The organism is Pseudorhodoferax sp. Leaf274 (assembly GCF_001422445.1).
Taxonomy (GTDB): Bacteria; Pseudomonadota; Gammaproteobacteria; order Burkholderiales; family Burkholderiaceae_C; genus Pseudorhodoferax.
Genome location: NZ_LMNA01000012.1, coordinates 242894 through 261657 on the forward strand (window position 1 = coordinate 242894; position 18764 = coordinate 261657).

Consider the following 18764-nt stretch of genomic DNA (forward strand, 5'->3'; position numbering starts at 1 on the left):
CTTTTACACGAGCACGCGTTCGATGCCGCCGCTGTTGGCGGCACCCACATAGTTCTGCATCCAGTCCTCGCCCAGGATCTTGCGCGCCATCTCGACCACGATGTAGTCGGCCTCCAGCAGGCCGCTCTGCAGGTCGTTCTGGTAGCGCGACAGGCCCTGCAGGCAGCTCGGGCAGCTGGTCAGGATCTTCAGGTCGCCCTGCACGCCCTGCGCGCGCAGCGCCGCTTCGCTGTTGCGCAGTTCCTCTTCCTTGCGGAACCGGATCTGCGTAGAGATGTCGGGCCGCGTCACGCCCAGCGTGCCGGATTCGCCGCAGCAGCGTTCGCTCTTGGCCACGCCATCGCCCAGCAATGCCTTGACGGTCTTCATCGGCTCCTGCTGCTTCATCGGCGTGTGGCAGGGGTCGTGGTACAGGTAGGCCCCGGCCTGGCCCAGCGTCACGCCCTTCTCGAGCAGGAACTCGTGGATGTCGATGATGCGGCAGCCCGGGAAGATCTTGTCGAACTGGTAGCCCTGCAGCTGGTCATAGCAGGTGCCGCAGCTCACCACCACGGTCTTGATGTCCAGATAGTTCAGCGTGTTGGCCACGCGGTGGAACAGCACGCGGTTGTCGGTGATGATCTTCTCGGCCTTGTCGAACTGGCCCGAGCCGCGCTGCGGGTAGCCACAGCACAGGTAGCCCGGCGGCAGCACCGTCTGCACACCGGTGTGCCAGAGCATGGCCTGCGTGGCCAGGCCGACCTGGCTGAACAGCCGCTCCGAGCCGCAGCCCGGGAAATAGAACACCGCCTCCGAATCCGTGCTCGTGGCCTGCGGATTGCGGATGATGGGCACGTAGTCCTTGTCCTCGATGTCCAGCAGCGCGCGCGCGCTGCGCTTGGGCAGCCCGGCCGGCATCTTCTTGTTCACGAAGTGGACCACCTGCTCCTTGATCGGTGCCGGCCCCACGGTGGCCGGCGGCGCGGCGGTCTGCTTCTTCGACAGCCCCCGCAGCACGTCGCTGGCCAGCCGCTGGGCCTTGAACCCGACGTCGACCATGGCCGTGCGCATGAACTTGATGGTCTGCGGATTGGTCGCGTTGAGCATCAGCATCGCCGCGGCATTGCCGGGCCGGAAGCTCTTCTTGCCCATCTTGCGCAGCAGGTTGCGCATGTTCATGGTCACGTCGCCGAAGTCGATCTTGACCGGGCAGGGCGTCAGGCACTTGTGGCAGACGGTGCAGTGGTCAGCCACGTCCTCGAACTCCGCCCAGTGCTTGATCGACACGCCGCGGCGCGTCTGCTCCTCGTAGAGGAAGGCCTCGATCAGCAGCGAGGTGGCCAGGATCTTGTTGCGCGGGCTGTAGAGCAGGTTGGCACGCGGCACGTGGGTGGCGCAGACCGGCTTGCACTTGCCGCAGCGCAGGCAATCCTTGACGCTGTCGGCGATCGCGCCGATGTCCGACTGCTGCAGGATCAATGACTCGTGGCCCATGAGGCCGAAGCTCGGCGTGTAGGCGTTGGTGAGGTCGGCCGGCAGGGCTGCATCGCGCAGCAGCTTGCCCTTGTTGAAGCGGCCCTCGGGGTCGACACGGCGCTTGTAGTCGGCGAACGGCGCAACCTCTTCCTCGGTCAGGAACTCCAGCTTGGTGATGCCGATGCCGTGTTCGCCCGAGATCACGCCGTTGAGCGAACGCGCCAGCGCCATGATGCGCGCCACCGCCTCGTGGGCGGTCTGCAGCATCTCGTAGTTGTCGCTGTTGACCGGGATGTTGGTGTGCACGTTGCCGTCGCCCGCGTGCATGTGCAGCGCCACCCAGACCCGGCCCTTGAGCACGCGCTGGTGGATGGCCTCGCATTCCTGCAGCAGCGGCCGGAAGGCCGCGCCCGGGAACAGGCTCTGCAGCGGCGTGCGGATCTGCGTCTTCCAGCTGGCGCGCAGGCTGTGGTCCTGCAGCTGCGGGAACAGCGCGTCCACGTCGTGCAGCCAGCCCTGCCACTGCATGCGCACCTCGCGCAGCAGCGCCAGCGCCTGGGCCACGCGGTCTTCCAGCAGCTCGGCCGAGGCGATCTCCGAGGCATCGTCCTCCTTGCCCAGCGGCAGCTTGCCGGCGCCGAAGAAGTCGATCAGCGCGTCGGCCAGCGCCAGCTTGTTGCGCAGCGACAGCTCGATGTTGATGCGCTCGATGCCGTCGGTGTACTCGGCCATGCGCGGCAGCGGGATCACCACGTCTTCGTTGATCTTGAAGGCGTTGGTGTGGCGGCTGATGGCGGCGGTGCGCTTGCGGTCCAGCCAGAACTTCTTGCGCGCCTCGGGGCTGATGGCGATGAAGCCCTCGCCGCTGCGCGAGTTGGCGATGCGCACCACCTCGGACGTGGCGCGCGCCACGGCATCGGCGTCGTCGCCCGCGATGTCGCCGAACAGCACCATCTTGGGCAGGCCCGCGCCATGGCTCTTGGACTTGGTGGCGTAGCCCACGGCCTTGAGGTAGCGGTCGTCCAGGTGCTCCAGGCCGGCCAGCAGCACGCCCGAGCGCTTCTGCTCGGCGAACATGAAGTCCTTGATCTCCACGATCGAGGGCACGGCGTCCTTGGCGTTGCCGAAGAACTCCAGGCACACCGTGCGCGTGTGCGCCGGCATGCGGTGCACGATCCAGCGCGCGCTCGTGATCAGGCCGTCGCAGCCTTCCTTCTGAATGCCGGGCAGGCCCGACAGGAACTTGTCCGTCACGTCCTTGCCCAGGCCTTCCTTGCGGAACACGCGGCCCGGGATGTCCAGGCGCTCGCTGCGCACGGGGGTCTTGCCGTCGGCCTCGAAATACTCCAGCTGGAAGCTGGCCAGTTCCACGTCGTGGATCTTGCCCAGGTTGTGGTTCAGGCGCGTGACCTCCAGCCACTGCGCCTGCGGCGTGACCATGCGCCAGGACGCCAGGTTGTCCAGCGCCGTGCCCCACAGCACGGCCTTCTTGCCGCCCGCGTTCATGGCCACGTTGCCGCCGATGCAGGAGGCTTCGGCCGAGGTCGGGTCGACGGCGAACACATAGCCGCCGCGCTCGGCCGCGTCGGCCACGCGCTGGGTGACCACGCCGGCGCCGGTCCAGATCGTCGCCACCGGCTGTTCCACGCCAGGCAGCGCGACGAGCTCGACCTCGGTCATGGCCTCGAGCTTCTCGGTGTTGATGACCGCGCTCTTCCAGGTCAGCGGGATCGCGCCGCCGGTGTAGCCGGTGCCGCCGCCGCGCGGGATGATGGTCAGGCCCAGCTCGATGCAGGCCGCGACCATGCCGGCCATCTCGGCCTCGGTGTCCGGGGTCAGCACGACGAACGGGTATTCCACGCGCCAGTCGGTCGCATCCGTCACATGCGCCACGCGGGCCATGCCGTCGAACTTGATGTTGTCCTTGGCCGTCAGCCGCTGCAGCGTGCGGCGGGCGCGCCGGCGCAGGGTGGCGATCTCGGCAAAATCGGCGTCGAACCGGGCCACGGCCTGGCGCGCGGCCTCCAGCAGCTCGCCGACCAGCGCATCGCGGCCGGGGTCGGACTGCGGCGTTCGGCGTTCTTCGGCCGCAGCCAGCCGGTGCTGCAGGGCCTGCACCAGCAGCGCGCGGCGCTTGGGGTTGTCCAGCAGGTCGTCCTGCAGGTAGGGGTTGCGCTGCACCACCCAGATGTCGCCCAGCACCTCGTAGAGCATGCGGGCGGAGCGGCCCGTGCGGCGCTCGCCGCGCAGCGTCTGCACCAGGTCCCATGCGCGCGCGCCCAGCAGCCGCACCACGATCTCGCGGTCGGAGAAAGAGGTGTAGTTGTAGGGGATCTCGCGCAGGCGCTGCGTGTCTTCTGCCGGCGCCAGCAGCTGGTTCAATGTATTCGGGGCATTCATCGGGGGTCGTGCTCAAGCCCGCCGGCCCGGCGCAGGCGGGGGTGGATGTTACCGCAGCGCAACAATCAGCGTCCCGATCTGCGCGGACCATGGAAAGCCCGCATGGGCGCATGACAGTCACTGCGCTTAAATCGTTTTGTCACATGGCGCAGCTAGCCTGCCGCCTTTCCTGTTTACCGGAGCTTTCATGAAGAAGACCTTTGCCCTGGCGGCACTGGCCGCCGCCGCGTTCACGCTGCCGGCCCACGCGCAGACCGAGATCCAGTGGTGGCATGCCATGAGCGGCCCCCTGGGCGAGTGGGTCAACGACCTGGCCAAGCAGTTCAACGCCAGCCAGACCGAATACAAGGTCGTGCCGACCTACAAGGGCCAGTACGACGAGACACTGACGGCCGGCGTCGCCGCCTTCCGCGCCGGCAACGCGCCGCACATCCTGCAAGTGTTCGAGGTCGGCACCGCGACCATGATGGCGTCCAAGGGCGTGATCAAGCCGGTCGGCGAGATCATGAAGGAGGCGGGCGTCAAGTTCGACCAGAACGCCTACATCTCCGCCGTCGCCGGCTACTACACGGCGCCCAACGGCCAGATGCTGAGCTTCCCGCTGAACAGCTCCACGACCATCTTCTATTACAACAAGGACGCCTTCAAGGCCGCCGGCCTGGACCCGAACAAGGCGCCGACGACCTGGCCCGAGGTGGTGGCCGCCGCGGCCAAGCTCAAGGCCAGCGGCCACAAGTGCCCGTTCACCACCAGCTGGGTCAGCTGGACGCAGCTGGAGAGCTTCTCGGCCTGGCACAACACGCTCTACGCCACGCTCAACAACGGCTTCGGCGGCACGGCCACGCGCCTGGCCTTCAACTCGCCGCTGCATGTGCGCCACTTCGAGAACCTGGCCAACATGTCGCAGCAGGGCCTGTTCGTCTACAAGGGCCGCAACAACACCCCCGACGCCTCGTTCCCCTCGGGCGAGTGCGCGATGATGACCGGCTCCTCCGGCCTGTATGCGCGCGTGGCCAAGGACGCCAAGTTCGCCTACGGCATCGGCGCGCTGCCGTACTACCCGGACGTGGCCGGCGCACCGCAGAACACCGTGATCGGCGGCGCCAGCCTGTGGGCCATCGGCGGCAAGAAGCCGGCCGAATACAAGGGCGTGGCCGCGTTCTTCAGCTTCCTGTCCAATGCCGAAGTGCAGTCCGCCAGCCACAAGCGCACGGGCTACCTGCCGGTCACCATGGCCGCCTACGAGCTGACCGAGAAGTCGGGCTTCTACAAGCAGAACCCCGGTACCGACGTGGCCGTGACGCAGATGATCCGCAAGACCACCGACAAGTCGCGCGGCATCCGCCTGGGCAACTTCCTGCAGATCCGCACCATCGTCGACGAGGAAGCCGAGCAGATCTGGAGCGGCAAGCAAAGCGCCAAGCAGGCGCTGGACAACGCCGTCAAGCGCGGCAACGAGCAGCTCGAGCGCTTCCAGAAAGCCAACAAGGGCTGACACGCCGGCAGGCACTGGCGGGCGGCTACACTCGCCCGCCGCGGCGCAGGGGGCGCCGCGGCAACCCGGATCCAGGACGATCACCACAATGGAAAAACGCGTGCTGTTCCGCTCGGCGTGGCTGCCCTGGCTGCTGGTCGCGCCGCAGATGGCGGTCGTGCTGGTGTTCTTCTTCTGGCCGGCCAGCCAGGCCATCGTGCAGTCGCTGCAGACCGAGGACGCCTTCGGCACCTCCACGGTGTGGGTCGGCCTGGACAACTTCGTCGCGCTGTTCCAGGACGAGGCCTACCTCGAATCCTTCAAGGTCACGGCGCTGTTCTCGGCGCTGGTGGCGGGCCTGGGCATCGCGGTATCGCTCGTGCTGGCCGTGTTCGCCGACCGCATCCTGCGCGGCTCCCTGGTCTACAAGACCTTCCTGATCATTCCCTACGCCGTGGCGCCTGCCGTCGCCGGCGTGCTGTGGGTGTTCATGTTCTCGCCCAGCATCGGCATCGTGGCCTATGGGCTGCGCGGGCTGGGCTATGACTGGAACCACCTGCTCAACTCCGGCCATGCGCTCACGCTGATCGTGGTGGCCGCGGTCTGGAAGCAGATCTCCTACAACTTCCTGTTCTTCCTGGCGGGCCTGCAGTCCATTCCCAAGGCGCTGATCGAGGCCGCCGCCATCGACGGGGCAGGGCCGGTGCGCCGCTTCCTGAGCATCCAGCTGCCGCTGCTGTCGCCCACCACGTTCTTCCTGCTGGTCATCAACGTGGTCTATGCCTTCTTCGACACCTTCGCGATCGTGCACGCCACGACCGAGGGCGGCCCCGGGCGCGACACCTCCATCCTGGTCTACAAGGTCTGGCACGACGGCTTCAAGGCGCTGGACCTGGGCGGCTCCGCTGCGCAGTCGGTGGTGCTGATGGGCATCGTCGTGGTCCTCACGGTGATCCAGTTCCGCTATGTCGAGAAGAAAGTGAACTACTAGCATGTGGCCCCCACGCTCATCGCTTCGCGTATCGCTGCCCCCCAAGGGGGCGCGTCAGCGCCTTCGGGCGGCCGGGCGGCACTGACATGGTCGAACGCCGCCCCCTGCTGACGCTGCTCTCGCACCTGGTCCTGGTGCTGGGCATCCTCATCGTCGCCTTCCCGATCTACCTGGCGTTCGTCGCCTCCACGCACACGCGCGACGAGATCGTGCAGGTGCCGATGCCGATCACGCCCGGCGCGCACATGGTGGAGAACTACACCGCGGCGCTGACCGGCACCGGATCCACCCAGGGCTCGGCCGCGCCGGTGGGCCGCATGATGTGGGTCAGCCTCGTCACGGCGCTGGTCATCAGCCTCGGCAAGATCTCGATCTCGCTGCTGTCGGCGTTTGCCATCGTCTACTTCCGCTTCCCGTTCAAGAAGCTGGTCTTCTGGATGATCTTCATCACGCTGATGCTGCCGGTGGAGGTGCGTATCCTGCCCACCTACAAGGTGCTGTCGGACCTGGGCATGCTCAACACCTATGCCGGGCTCACGGTGCCGCTGATCGCCTCGGCCACGGCCACCTTCCTGTTCCGCCAGTTCTTCCTGACCGTGCCCGACGAACTCGTGGAGGCGGCGCGCATCGATGGCGCGGGGCCCATGCGCTTCTTCAAGGACGTGCTGGTGCCGCTCTCGCAGACCTCCATCGCGGCACTGTTCGTGATCCAGTTCATCTACGGCTGGAACCAGTACCTGTGGCCGCTCCTGGCCACGACCACCGAGGACATGTACCCCATCGTCATCGGCATCAAGCGCATGATCGCCAGCGGCGACTCCGCCACCGACTGGAACATCATCATGGCCACGGCCATCCTGGCGATGCTGCCGCCGGCCCTGGTCGTGGTGCTGATGCAGAAGTGGTTCGTCAAGGGCCTGGTCGATACCGAGAAGTAAGCAAGCACACATGGCCTCCATTTCCATCCGCAAGCTCATCAAGCGCTACGGCCACGGCGCCAAGGCGCTGCAGGTCATCCATGGCGTCGATGCCGAGATCAAGGATGGCGAGTTCGTCGTCATCGTCGGTCCCTCGGGCTGCGGCAAGTCCACACTGCTGCGCATGGTGGCCGGGCTGGAGGAGGTCAGCGAGGGCGAGATCGCCATCGGCCCGCGCGTGGTGAACGATGTGGAACCGGCCGAGCGCGACATCGCCATGGTGTTCCAGAACTACGCGCTGTACCCGCACATGACGAACTTCGAGAACATGGCCTATGGCCTGAAGATCGCCAAGGTGCCCAAGGAAGAGATCCGCCAGCGCGTGGACAAGGCCGCCAAGATCCTGGAGCTCACGCACCTGCTCGACCGCAAGCCGCGCCAGCTCTCGGGCGGCCAGCGCCAGCGCGTGGCCATGGGCCGCGCCATCGTGCGCCAGCCCCAGGTCTTCCTGTTCGACGAGCCGCTGTCCAACCTGGACGCCAAGCTGCGCGCGCAGACCCGGCTGGAGATCCAGAAGCTGCACAACGAGCTCGGCATCACCTCGCTGTTCGTCACGCACGACCAGGTCGAGGCCATGACATTGGCCCAGCGCATGATGGTCATGAACGCCGGCCGCATGGAGCAGTTCGGCACGCCCGAAGAGGTCTACCACCGGCCGGCCACCACCTTCGTGGCCAGCTTCATCGGCTCGCCCCCGATGAACCTCATCGAAGGCCGGGCCGAGGGCACGCGTTTCGTCGTCGGCGAGCAGCGCCTGGCGCTGCCGCTGGCCGCGCCGCGCGACGGTGCGCTGGTGCTGGGCCTGCGTCCCGAACATGCCGAGTTGCGCACCGACGGTGCCTGGCACCTCGTGGTCGAGGCGGTCGAGATGCTGGGCGCCGAGCGCCTGGTCTACGGCCGCGTCGGCCAGAGCCTGTTCACCGTGCGCCAGGACGCCATGCTGGAGGCGCCGCGCATCGGCGACACCGTGGCCGTGGGCGTGCCGGCCGCGCAACTGCACTGGTTCGACGCCGAAACCCGGCAGCGGCTGTGACGGCCGGCCGCTGGCCTTACCCCGCCTGGGTGGCCCACCGCGGTGCCGGCAAGCTGGCACCCGAGAACACCCTGGCGGCTTTCCGCCTGGGCGCCGCCCACGGCTACCGCATGTTCGAGTGCGATGTGAAGCTCAGCGCCGACGGCGTGCCCTTCCTGCTGCACGACGCCACGCTGGAGCGCACGACCAACGGCCAGGGCACGGCGGGCGACAAACCCTGGGACGAACTCTCGCGGCTGGATGCCGGCAGCTGGCACTCGCGCGCCTACGCCGGCGAGCCGTTGGCCACGCTGGCCGGCGTGGCCCGCTTCTGCCAGGCCAGCGGCCTGCTGCTCAACATCGAGATCAAGCCCACGCCGGGCTCGGAAGCCGCCACCGGTGCGGCCGTGGCCGATGCCGCGGCGGTGCTGTGGGCCGGCCAGCCCGTGCCGCCGCTGCTGACCTCGTTTCAGCCGGCTGCGCTGGAGGCTGCCCAGGCCGCCCAGCCGGCACTGCCGCGCGGCTTGCTGCTGGACGAACTGTCGCCCGGCTGGGACCAGGCGGCCGGGCGCCTGGGCTGCCAGGTGCTGGTCTGCCGTCACAGCCTGTGGACCGCCCACCTGGTGCAGCAGGCGCGGGGCCTGGGGCTGCGGGCGGCCAGCTACACCGTCAACGACGTGGCCGAGGCGCAGCGCTTGCGCGCACTTGGCGATCACACCGTCATCACCGATCGCGTCGATCTGTTCTCTTCTGCGTGCTAAAGCATTGACGTACGTGTAACGGTGGAGAAGTGCGTGATAAACCGCGCACTTTTCAAGCCAAAGAGCGGATGAATTTGTTATCGTTGTGCGCGGGTGCAGGAGTGTGTACTGGCGCATCGACCGATCGGTACCCGTTCCGTTCGCATGCGCTTCGCAGGAAGGGGTTCCTTCGCATGGTCGCAGCAGAGAGGTTCCAGGCGCGTGCCTTGCAGGTGCTGCGGGGCAGCCGCATCTTCGGCCAGCTCGACGAGGAGGTGCTGCACGACCTGGCGCGCTTCCTGGTGCGGCAGGATGTTCCCGGCGGCCACCAGGTGCTGCGCGAGGGCGCGCCGTCGGACAGCATGCTGATCCTGCTGAGCGGCCGCCTGCGGGTTTCGCGCACCAACCCCGACGGCAGCCTGCTGCTCTACAACGAGATCAGCGTGGGCGAAGGTGTCGGCGAGACCGGCATGATCCTGCAGCAGCCGCGCACGGCCGACGTGACGGCGGTGCGCGATTCCACACTGGCCGTGCTGCACAGCAGCGACTTCGAGGCGCTGCTCCAGCTGCGGCCCCTGGCCGTGAACCGCGTCTTCTCCCAGGCGATCTACAACCACCTGCGCCATGGCGCGCAGGTCGCGCAGCGGGGCTTCGCCCAATCCTTCGTGGTGGTGCCGCTGCATCCGGATGTGCCGGCCGGCGCGGTGGCTCGCGCGCTGACCGCAGCCTTCGCCAAGAGCGGGCGGGCGCGCCATCTGGCGCCGGAGCAGGGCACCGGGGACGAAGGCCGCAGCGATGCGCTCGACGAGCAGTTCGACCACCTGGTCTACGAAGCCGAGGCGCAGGCCACGGACTGGACGCGGCGCGCCTTCCGCCAGGCCGACCAGGTGATCTACGTGGCCCGGTCGGACGGGCCGCTGGCGGTCGGCGACCTGGAGCAGCAACTGGCGCGCGAGCCGGGCTACGCGCTCAAGCGCAAGCACCTGGTCGTCATGCACGCTGCCGATGCGCAGGCGCCGCACGCGGTGCGGCGCTGGCTCGCGGGCCGGGCCTGCGAACGCGTCTACCCGCTGCGCGCCGAGCATGTCGAGGACTTCGCCCGCCTCGCGCGCTTCCTGACCGGAACCGCCGTCGGCGTGGTGCTGGGCGGCGGCGGTGCGCGTGGCTACGCCCACCTGGGCATCCTGCGTGCGCTGCACGAGGCCGGCATCCCGATCGACATGGTGGGCGGCAACAGCATGGGCGCGCTGGTTGGCGCGCAGTACGCCTGCGACGTGCCGCTGGACGACATCATGCGCAACACCCAGGCTTTCGCGGCCGGTGGCGAGCGCCTGACCCTGCCGCTGATCTCGCTGGTGTCCGGGTTCCGGGTCGAGCGCGACCTGCGCAGGATGTTCGGCGAGCGCAGCGTCGACAGCCTGTGGCGGCCGTTCTTCGCGGCCGCCTGCAACCTGTCCAAGGGCCACACCACGGTGCAGGACACCGGTCCGCTGTGGAAGGCGGTGCTGGCCAGCAATTCGCCGGCCGGGCTGTTCCCACCGGTGCTGCACAAGGGCGACCTGCTGGTGGACGGCGCCATCCTGGAGAACGTGCCCGTCGACGCCATGCGCATGCGCCTGGGCACGCCGCTGGAACGCCGGCGCGGCAACGGCACCATCATCGCCATCGACGTGGACGTGCAGGAAGACCTGGCCGTGGCGCACGACCTGGCGCGGCTGTCGCGCCGCAGCGCGCTCAAGGGCATGCTGGCGCGCAAGGCCACCCAGCCCGGCATCATGGAGATCCTGTACCGGGCCGGCCACATCGGCGGCCTGCACAAGCGCGCCGCGACCGTGGCGCAGGCCGACCACTACCTGGAGCCGCCCGTGGCCGAGTACTCCATGATGGACCACAAGCGCGCGCCGGAGATCGTCGAGGCAGGTTACCGGTATGCGGTGGAGAGGATTGCGCAATGGACACGACCGTAATCGATGCCGACCCGTCGGCCGAAGCCGAACGCCGCGAAGGGCTGGCGCTCTCGCTGAGCCAGCGCGAAGTCTGGCTGGACCAGCGGGCCTGGCCCGGCAGCGCCCACCTGAACATCGGCGGCGGCGCCTTCCTGGTCGGCCTGCTCGACCTGACGGTGTTCCGCCGCGCCCTGGCGCGCCTGGTCGCCGAGAACGAGGCCCTGCGCCTGGCGCCGCTGCCCGACGGCCGCCAGCACCTGCTGCCGCCGACCGAGGAGCCGGCGCTGGAGGTGGTGGACCTGGGCGACGCCGAGGACCCGAAGGAGGCCATGCGCCGCTGGTGGCAGCAGCGCATGACCGAGCCCTTCGTGCTGGACGGCCGCTCGCCCTGGCGCTTTGCCCTGCTGCGCGCGTCCGACCAGCTGCATGGGCTGACGATCCAGTTCCACCACCTGGTCATGGACGGCTGGGGCACTTCGCAGGTCATGCGCCGCTGGGCCGAGATCCACAACGCGCTGCTGGCCGGCGAGCCCCCGCCGGCTTCGTCCGTGCCGCACTACAGCGCCTTCATCGCCGAATCCAATGCCTACCGCGGCTCCGAGGGTTTCGAGCGCGACAAGCGCTACTGGCGCGAGCGCATCCCGGAGCTGCCCACGCCGCTGATCGAGAGGCGCTTCAGCCAGGCGCGGCCCGACACGCTGCCGCCGGCCAGCCTGGCCTTCCACCGGGTGCCGCGGGCCGACTACGAACGCCTGCGGCGCCACGCGACAGAGCAGGGCCAGACCGTGTTCAACCTGGTGCTGGCCGCGCTGGTGCTGTACTTCGCGCGGATCTGCGAGCGCAGCGACGTGATCGTCGGCGTGCCCAGCCTGAACCGCGGCGGGCGCCGCTACACCGACACGCTGGGCATGTTCGTCGGCGTGGTGCCGATCCGCATCCAGATCACGCCGCAGATGCAGGTGGGCGAGCTGATCGCCAGCGTGGGCGCCTCCATGCGCGCGGCGCTGCGCCACCCGCGCTACCCGATCAGCGAACTGGGGCGCGAGCTGCAGATGATCCGCGCCAACCGCGACGGGCTGTTCGACGTGCTGCTCTCGTTCGAGCGGCAGGACTATGCCGTGTCCTTCGGCGCGGCCCAACTGGTCGAGTCGCGCCAGCTGTTCTCGGGCGTGGCCCGGTTTCCGCTGGGCGTGACGGTCTGCGAGTTCCACCCGACCCAGGACGTCGAACTGGCACTGGAAGCCAGCGCTGCCTGCTTCTCGTCCGGCGAGACCGAGCTGCTGGGCCGGCGGCTGTGGCACCTGGTCGAGGCCATCATGGACACCCCGCCCGACGGCACCGTCGACAGCATCGAGCTGCTGCCGCCGGAGGAGCGCTGGCACGTGGTCTCCGGCCAGCACAAGGACGTGGCCTGGCACCAGGTGGTGCTGCCCTTCGTCAACCTGTTCGAGTACCAGGCCGCGCTGCGGCCCGAGGCGGTGGCGCTGGTGTGGGACGGTGGCGCCATGGACTACCTGGCGCTGGACCGGCACGCCAACCGGCTCGCCCGCAAGCTGCTGGAGCTGGGCGCCGGGCGCGATGTCGTCGTCGCCATGGCGCTGGAGCGTTCGCCGGAACTGGTGGTCACGCTGCTGGCCATCGCCAAGGCCGGTGCCGCCTTCCTGCCGCTGGACGTGGACGCACCGCTGGCCCGCCTGGGCGCCATCCTGCAGGAGAGCGGGGCGGCGCTGCTGGTGGTCCAGCCGCGCCATGCCGAGCGCCTGGGCGGCCTGCACGGCAACACCCTGGTGCTGGACCCGCTGGGCGACGAGGTGTTCGACGCCAACGCCACCGACCTGCCGCCGCGCCGGCCAGCCGCCTCGGACATGGCCTATGTGCTGTTCACCTCCGGCTCCACCGGGCGGCCCAAGGGCGTCACCATCGAGCACGGCATGCTGTCGCGCCGGCTCATGTGGCTGTCGCGCGCCTGGGCGGTGGATGCGCGCGACCGGTCGGGCCAGGGCACGCAGGCCACCTTCGATCCCTCGCTGATCGAGCTGCTGCTGCCGCTGATCCACGGCGCCAGCGTGGCGCTGCCGCCGCCGGGGCGGCTGCTGCCCGAGATGCTGGCCGAATTCGCACTGCGCCACGGCGTGACCTTCATGGCCTTCGTGCCGTCCACGCTGGTGCGCTTCCTCGACGCCGCGGCCGGCCGCAGCGGCCTGAAGCTGCGCGTGGCCTGCTGCGGCGGCGAGGTGCTGCCGCCCGAACTGGCCAGCCGCTTCATCAGCGTCACCGGCGGGCGCCTGTTCAACGTCTACGGGCCGACCGAGGCCACCATCTTCGCCACCGCCTGGGAGTGCGAGGCCCAGCGCAGCCATGCGGCGCTGCCGATCGGCCGGCCCATCGACGACACCCGCATCTACGTGCTGGACGCCGGCCTGCGCCCGCTGCCGCTGGGCGTGGCCGGCGAGATCTTCATCGGCGGCGCGGCCGTGGCGCGCGGCTACCTGCACCGGCCGGAGCTGGACCTGCTGGCGTTCGTGGCCGACCCCTTCCATCCCGGCGAGCGCATGTACCGCACCGGCGACCGGGGCTGGCTGGGCAGCGACGGCCATCTGCACTTCGTCGGCCGGCTGGACCGCCAGGTCAAGCTGCGCGGCTACCGCATCGAGCTGGGCGAGATCGAATCCGCGCTGCTGGCCATCGACGGCGTGGTGCAGGCCGCCGCCGCGCTGCGCGAACTGCGCGACAAGCCCGCCATCCATGCCTGGGTGCAGGCGCCGGGCCAGAGCGCCGAGCGCCTGCACGCGCTGCTGCGCGCGCGCCTGCCCGACTACATGCTGCCGGCCAGCATCACCCTGATGCCCGAGTTGCCGTCCAGCAGCACCGGCAAGATCGACTACAAGCAGCTGCCGGACCCGGTGGCACAGCCCGGCGGCGCCTCGCGCGCGCCCCTGAACGACACCGAGAGGGCGCTGCTGGCGCTCTGGAAGGACGTGCTCAAGGTGCCCACGCTGGGCGTTCAGGACAACTTCTTCGACCTGGGCGGCGATTCGCTCGCGGCTGTCAACATGATGAGCGGGCTGGAGAAGCTGCTGGGCCGGCAGGTGCCGCTGTACCTGATCACCGAGCACCCGACCGTCGAAAGCCTGTCGGCAGCGCTGCAGCAGCACAGCGCCACGCCGGGGCTGCTGCTGCCGCTGGGCGGCACGGGCCGCGTGCCGCTGTACCTGGCGGCGTCCGGCCACGGCGATCTGCTGCGGCTGCAGAACCTGGGGCCGGCACTGGGCGAGGCCTGCAGCTTGTACATGCTGCAGCCCCCGCCCGGCGAGCCGGTCAAGACCATCGCCGAACTCGCCGCGATGTACGCGGACCGCATCCAGGCGCAGTCGCTGGCCGAGGGGTTCGACGGCGGCTGGGTGGCCGGCTTCTCGGTGGCCGGCATGGCGGCGCTGGAGACCGCACGGCTGCTGCGCGAACGCGGCTGGCCGGTGCGCGGCCTGGTGCTGCTGGACACCACCTACCCGAGCTCGGTGCTGGGGGGCACCCGGGCCTGGCGCGCCGCAGGCTGGATGGTGCGGCACTTCCATATCCAGGACCTGACCATGAACGGCCGCCGGCTCGACGCCATGTTCAACGACCCCGGCCTCGTCAGCCAGGTCATGGCGCTGCGTGGCTACAAACCGGTGGCCTACGACGGGCCGACGCTGCTGGTGCGCACCTCCGGCCTGCGCACCTGGGACCGCTGGCTGTTCAAGCCCTGGCGCCGGCTCATGGGCCACCACCTGCAGGAGGTGGAGATCGCCGGCATGCACGGCACCATGTTCGACGAGCGGCATGTGGCCGAACTTGCCGCCGCGCTGCGCGCACGCATGGAGCCGCGCGCATGAGCGCGGCGCCGGGCCGCCCCAAGCAAGCTCGCTCCCGCTCGGCGGGACAGGCCGCAGGCCGAAGGGTGCTCCAGTGAGCGCGGCGCCGGGCCGCCCCAAGCAAGCTCGCTCCCGCTTGGCGGGACAGGCCGCAGGCCGAAGGGTGCCGCAGTGACCGCGGCTTCCGGACTGCGCGGCCGGCTGTGGGGCCTGGTGCTGGCGCTGGCCGTGCTGCTCGGGCTGGCCGCGGCATGGACCTGGTCGCCGATGCGCGAATGGCTCGACGTGGACCGCATCGTGCACGGCCTGCAGGCGCTGGGGCAGGCCTTCGGCCCCGTCGCCGCCGTCGCCGGCCTGAGCCTGGCACTGGTGCTGGCCGTGCCACTGACCTTCCTGACGCTGGTGACGCTGGTGGCTTTCGGGCCCTGGACCGGTTTCCTGACCTGCATGGCCGGCGCGCTGCTCGGAGCCGCCGCCAGCCACGGCCTGGGTGCGCTGCTGGGCCGCGAGGCGGTGCAGCGCCTGGGCGGCCCGCGCGTGAACGCGGTCAGCCAGCGCCTGGCCGACCATGGCCTGCTGGCCGTGGTCGCCATCCGCATGGTGCCGGTGGCGCCGTTCGCCATCATCAACATGGTGGCCGGCGCCTCGCACATCAGCCTGCGCCACATGCTGCTGGGCACCCTGATCGGCATGGCGCCGGGCACGCTGGTGATGGCGTTCTTCGTGGACCAGATCGTGGCCGCGTTGCGCAACCCGGGTCCGCTGACCTATGCCTTGATCGCGGGAACGCTGCTGTTCATCGTCTGCGCAGGCGTCGCCGCCAGGCGCTGGGTGCGCCGCGTGGAGGCGCAGCGCGGCGTCAAAGAACCCGGTTGAACCAGGCCAGCGAGAGGCCGGCCGACACCAGCGCCAGCAAGGCGCCGGCCAGCGCCAGCAGGGCCGAGATCTCGGTTTCCTTCTTCTCCACCGTCAAGCGCGAGCTCAGCGTCTGGTAGACCTTGCGCAGGTTCTCGGCCGAGCCGGCGTAGAAGTATTCGGCCTGGGTGCGCGTGGCCACGGCCTTGAGCGTCTCCTCGTCCAGCCGCACGCGCATGGACCAGCCCTCGAAGCCGATGGTCTCGCCGTCCACCGTGCCGATGCCCACGGTGTAGACGCGCACACCGCGGTCGGCGGCCATCTTGGCGGCCTCCAGCGTGTCCACGCCCGTGGTGCGCTGGCCGTCGGTGAGCAGGATGATGGCGGCCGAATCGTAGGAGCCGGGCGCCACCGGCGTGAACTCCTTGACCTCGCCCTTGGCTGCGATGTCCTTGTCCAGGGGCACGCCGCGCGGGCGCTCGCGGCCGTAGGTCATGGCGCCCACGTCGATGCCGGCGTCGGGAAACAGTTCGGCCAGCGACACCACGATGGCGCTGCCGATGGCCGTGGCGCGCTGCAGCTGGAACTTGTCGATGGCCACCACCAGGTCCTCGCGCGACAGCGTGGCCGGCTGCACCACCTGTGCGGTGCCGGCAAAGGCGACGATGCCCACGCGCACATGGCGCGGCAGGTCGGCGATGAAGGCCTTGGCCGCGTTCTGTGCCGCCACCAGCCGGTTCGGCTGCACGTCGGTGGCGCGCATGCTGCCCGACACGTCCATGGCCAGGATGATGGTTTCCTGCTGCGAGGGCAGGCTGATCACGGCCATGGGCCGCGAGGCTGCCACGATCAGCGCGCACAGGGCCAGCAGGAACAGCACGGGCGGCAGGTGGCGCTTGAAGCCCTGGCGCACGCCCATGGCCTCGCGCACGATGGACAGGCTGGCATAGCGCAGCGCTGTCTTCTTGCGCCGGCGCAGCAGCCAGATGTACAGCAGCACCAGCAGCGGTGCCAGCAGCAGCAGCCAGAGGAACTGGGGCCAGAGGAAGTTCATGGGCGTTCTCCTCGGTGCTGGAACGGGATCACGCGGCCAGGACGGGCCGCAGATGGGTGGGAAGGCCGCCGCCGGCGCCGGACAGGCGGCTGCGCCGGCGGCGCAGTTCGGCAAAGCGCAGGATGGCGGCGGCCAGGTCGTCGTCTGTGGACAGTTCCAGCGTGTCCACGCCGGCCTCGCCCAGCGCCTGGCGCAGTTCGGCCTCGCGCTGCGCGGCGATGCGCGCGAAGCGCTTGCGAAAGCCGGCATCGGAGGTGTCGACCAGCAACTGCTCGCCGGTCTCGGCGTCGCGGATCGGGATCAGGCCCAGGTCGGGCAGCTCCAGCTCCAGCGGGTCGAGCAGGCGCACGGCCAGCACCTCATGGCGCTGGGCGAGCTGGGCCAGAGGCTTCTCCCAGCCCGGCGCGCTGATGAAGTCCGAGACCACGAACACGGTGGAACGCCGGCGCATGAGCCCGCCGGCCGCCTGCAGCAGCTCGTGCAGGTGCGTCACGCGGCCGGGCTCGGTCGGCTGGCCACCGTCCGAGCCCGCCGGCAACATGCGGTGCAACAGGTCCAGCACATGCAGGCGGCTGGCGCGCGGCTGCAGCACCTGGTCGAGCCCGGCGCCGTACAGCATCGCCCCGACCCGGTTGCCGTGGCGCGTGAGCAGCCGCGCGAGCACGGCCACGAAGGCTGCCGACACCTCGCGCTTCTTCTGCTCGCCCGAACCGAAGTCGACCGAGGGCGACAGGTCGAGCAGGAACCAGGCGGCCATCTCGCGGTCTTCGGTGAACACGCGCACATGGGGCTGCTGCAGCCGGGCCGTGACGTTCCAGTCGATGTGGCGCACGTCGTCGTGGTGCTGGTACTCGCGCAGGTCCGCCAGATCCATGCCGGTGCCGCGCATCAGCGTGCGGTAGTCGCCCTGCAGCAGGCCGTCGAGCCGGCGCAGCACCGTCCACTCGAGCCGGCGCAGCAGGTGCTCGGCCTGCGCGGCCGGCGCGACCTTGGCTTCAGGCGGCGAGCTTTTCATGTTCCAGGGGCTTGGGCGGCGCCGGAACGCGGGCCATGATCTTGCCGACCAGCGCGTCGGCGGTGATGCCCTCGGACAGCGCCTCGTACGACAGCGCCACGCGGTGGCGCAGCACGTCGGGCACGAGGTCGCTCATGTCCTCGGGCAGCGCGTAGCTGCGCCCGCGCAGCATGGCCAGGGCGCGCGCGCCTTCGGTCAGGTTGATGGTGGCGCGCGGGCTGGCGCCGAAGGTGATGAAGCGCGACAGCTCCTTGAGCCCGTGCGCCTCGGGCTTGCGCGTGGCCGAGACCAGCTTGACGGCGTACTGGATCAGCGAGGGATCGACATAGATGCGCCGGCATTCCTTCTGCAGCGCCGCCAGCTGCTCGACCGTGGCCACGGGCGCGACCTGCACGGCCGGGCCGGTCACGCGCGTGACGATCACGAACTCTTCCTCGTCGGTCGGGTAGTCGACCAGCACCTTCATCATGAAGCGGTCGACCTGGGCCTCGGGCAGGGGGTAGGTGCCTTCGGTCTCGATCGGGTTCTGCGTCGCCATGACGAGGAAGGGCTTGGGCACGCGGTGCGTCTCGCCGGCGATGGTGACCTGGCGCTCCTGCATGACCTCCAGCAATGCGCTCTGCACCTTGGCCGGCGCGCGGTTGATCTCGTCGGCCAGCAGCAGGTTGGTGAACACCGGGCCCAGCGCGGTGGCGAAGTCGCCGGTCTTCTGGTTGTAGATGCGGGTGCCGACCAGGTCGGCCGGCACCAGGTCGGGCGTGAACTGGATGCGCTTGAACTGGCCCTGGATCGTCTCGGCCAGCGTCTTGACCGTCAGCGTCTTGGCCAGCCCCGGCACGCCCTCCACGAGCAGGTGGCCCTGCGCCAGCATCGCCACCATCACGCGCTCGAGGAAGCGGTCCTGCCCGACGACGACGCGCTTGACCTCGTAGAGGATCTGCTCCATCAGCTGGGCGGTATCAAGGCTCTGGGTGCTGGCGTCGCTCATGAAGGA

The 18764-nt window shown here is 69.6% G+C and carries 12 protein-coding genes; 8 read left to right on the top strand and 4 right to left on the bottom strand.

The features are described 5' to 3' along the window. Nucleotides 1-3 precede the first annotated feature (3 nt). Nucleotides 4-3855 carry an FAD/FMN-binding oxidoreductase gene (locus ASF44_RS15190; protein ID WP_056900063.1) on the bottom strand — a complete coding sequence of 1284 codons (3852 nt, stop codon included), beginning with the start codon at nt 3853-3855 and terminating at the stop codon, nt 4-6. 187 nt (nt 3856-4042) lie between these two features. Between ASF44_RS15190 and ugpB the strand changes: the two genes are divergently transcribed. From ugpB to ASF44_RS15230, 8 genes are all read left to right on the top strand, one after another. After that, nucleotides 4043-5350, top strand: a complete 1308-nt coding sequence (gene ugpB / locus ASF44_RS15195; RefSeq protein ID WP_056900064.1) for a sn-glycerol-3-phosphate ABC transporter substrate-binding protein UgpB — start codon at nt 4043-4045, stop codon at nt 5348-5350. Between the two features lie 88 nt (nt 5351-5438). Beyond that, nucleotides 5439-6320, top strand: coding sequence for a sn-glycerol-3-phosphate ABC transporter permease UgpA (ugpA, locus tag ASF44_RS15200; protein WP_056900065.1), 882 nt, complete (start codon nt 5439-5441; stop codon nt 6318-6320). Between the two features lie 86 nt (nt 6321-6406). After that, nucleotides 6407-7258, top strand: coding sequence for a sn-glycerol-3-phosphate ABC transporter permease UgpE (gene ugpE / locus ASF44_RS15205; RefSeq protein WP_056900066.1), 852 nt, complete (start codon nt 6407-6409; stop codon nt 7256-7258). Nucleotides 7259-7268: 10 nt separating this feature from the next. Then, nucleotides 7269-8330, top strand: a complete 1062-nt coding sequence (locus ASF44_RS15210; protein WP_056900067.1) for a sn-glycerol-3-phosphate import ATP-binding protein UgpC — start codon at nt 7269-7271, stop codon at nt 8328-8330. Continuing rightward, nucleotides 8327-9070 (top strand): glycerophosphodiester phosphodiesterase, encoded by a 744-nt coding sequence (ugpQ, locus tag ASF44_RS15215; protein ID WP_056900068.1) that lies wholly within the window; start codon nt 8327-8329, stop codon nt 9068-9070. Before ASF44_RS15210 ends, ugpQ begins: the two co-directional genes overlap by 4 nt. A 173-nt stretch (nt 9071-9243) precedes the next feature. Then, complete coding sequence (locus ASF44_RS15220; RefSeq protein WP_056900069.1) at nt 9244-11016, top strand: cyclic nucleotide-binding and patatin-like phospholipase domain-containing protein; 1773 nt, start codon at nt 9244-9246, stop codon at nt 11014-11016. Continuing rightward, nucleotides 11001-14867 carry a non-ribosomal peptide synthetase gene (locus tag ASF44_RS15225; protein ID WP_056900070.1) on the top strand — a complete coding sequence of 1289 codons (3867 nt, stop codon included), beginning with the start codon at nt 11001-11003 and terminating at the stop codon, nt 14865-14867. The genes ASF44_RS15220 and ASF44_RS15225 overlap by 16 nt, the downstream gene beginning before the upstream one ends. Before the next feature lie 150 nt (nt 14868-15017). Then, nucleotides 15018-15722, top strand: coding sequence for a TVP38/TMEM64 family protein (locus tag ASF44_RS15230; RefSeq protein ID WP_056900071.1), 705 nt, complete (start codon nt 15018-15020; stop codon nt 15720-15722). Here ASF44_RS15230 and ASF44_RS15235 read toward each other — a convergent pair. From ASF44_RS15235 to ASF44_RS15245, 3 genes are read right to left on the bottom strand one after another with little or no spacing between them, the layout of a single operon-like run. Beyond that, nucleotides 15706-16755: a VWA domain-containing protein gene (locus tag ASF44_RS15235; RefSeq protein WP_056900072.1), complete on the bottom strand. Its 1050-nt coding sequence runs from the start codon at nt 16753-16755 to the stop codon at nt 15706-15708. The two genes, ASF44_RS15230 and ASF44_RS15235, sit on opposite strands and share 17 nt — an antisense overlap. A 28-nt stretch (nt 16756-16783) precedes the next feature. After that, complete coding sequence (locus ASF44_RS15240) at nt 16784-17770, bottom strand: DUF58 domain-containing protein (RefSeq protein ID WP_056900073.1); 987 nt, start codon at nt 17768-17770, stop codon at nt 16784-16786. Continuing rightward, complete coding sequence (locus tag ASF44_RS15245; protein ID WP_056900074.1) at nt 17751-18758, bottom strand: MoxR family ATPase; 1008 nt, start codon at nt 18756-18758, stop codon at nt 17751-17753. Before ASF44_RS15245 ends, ASF44_RS15240 begins: the two co-directional genes overlap by 20 nt. Between the last annotated feature and the right edge of the window lie 6 nt (nt 18759-18764).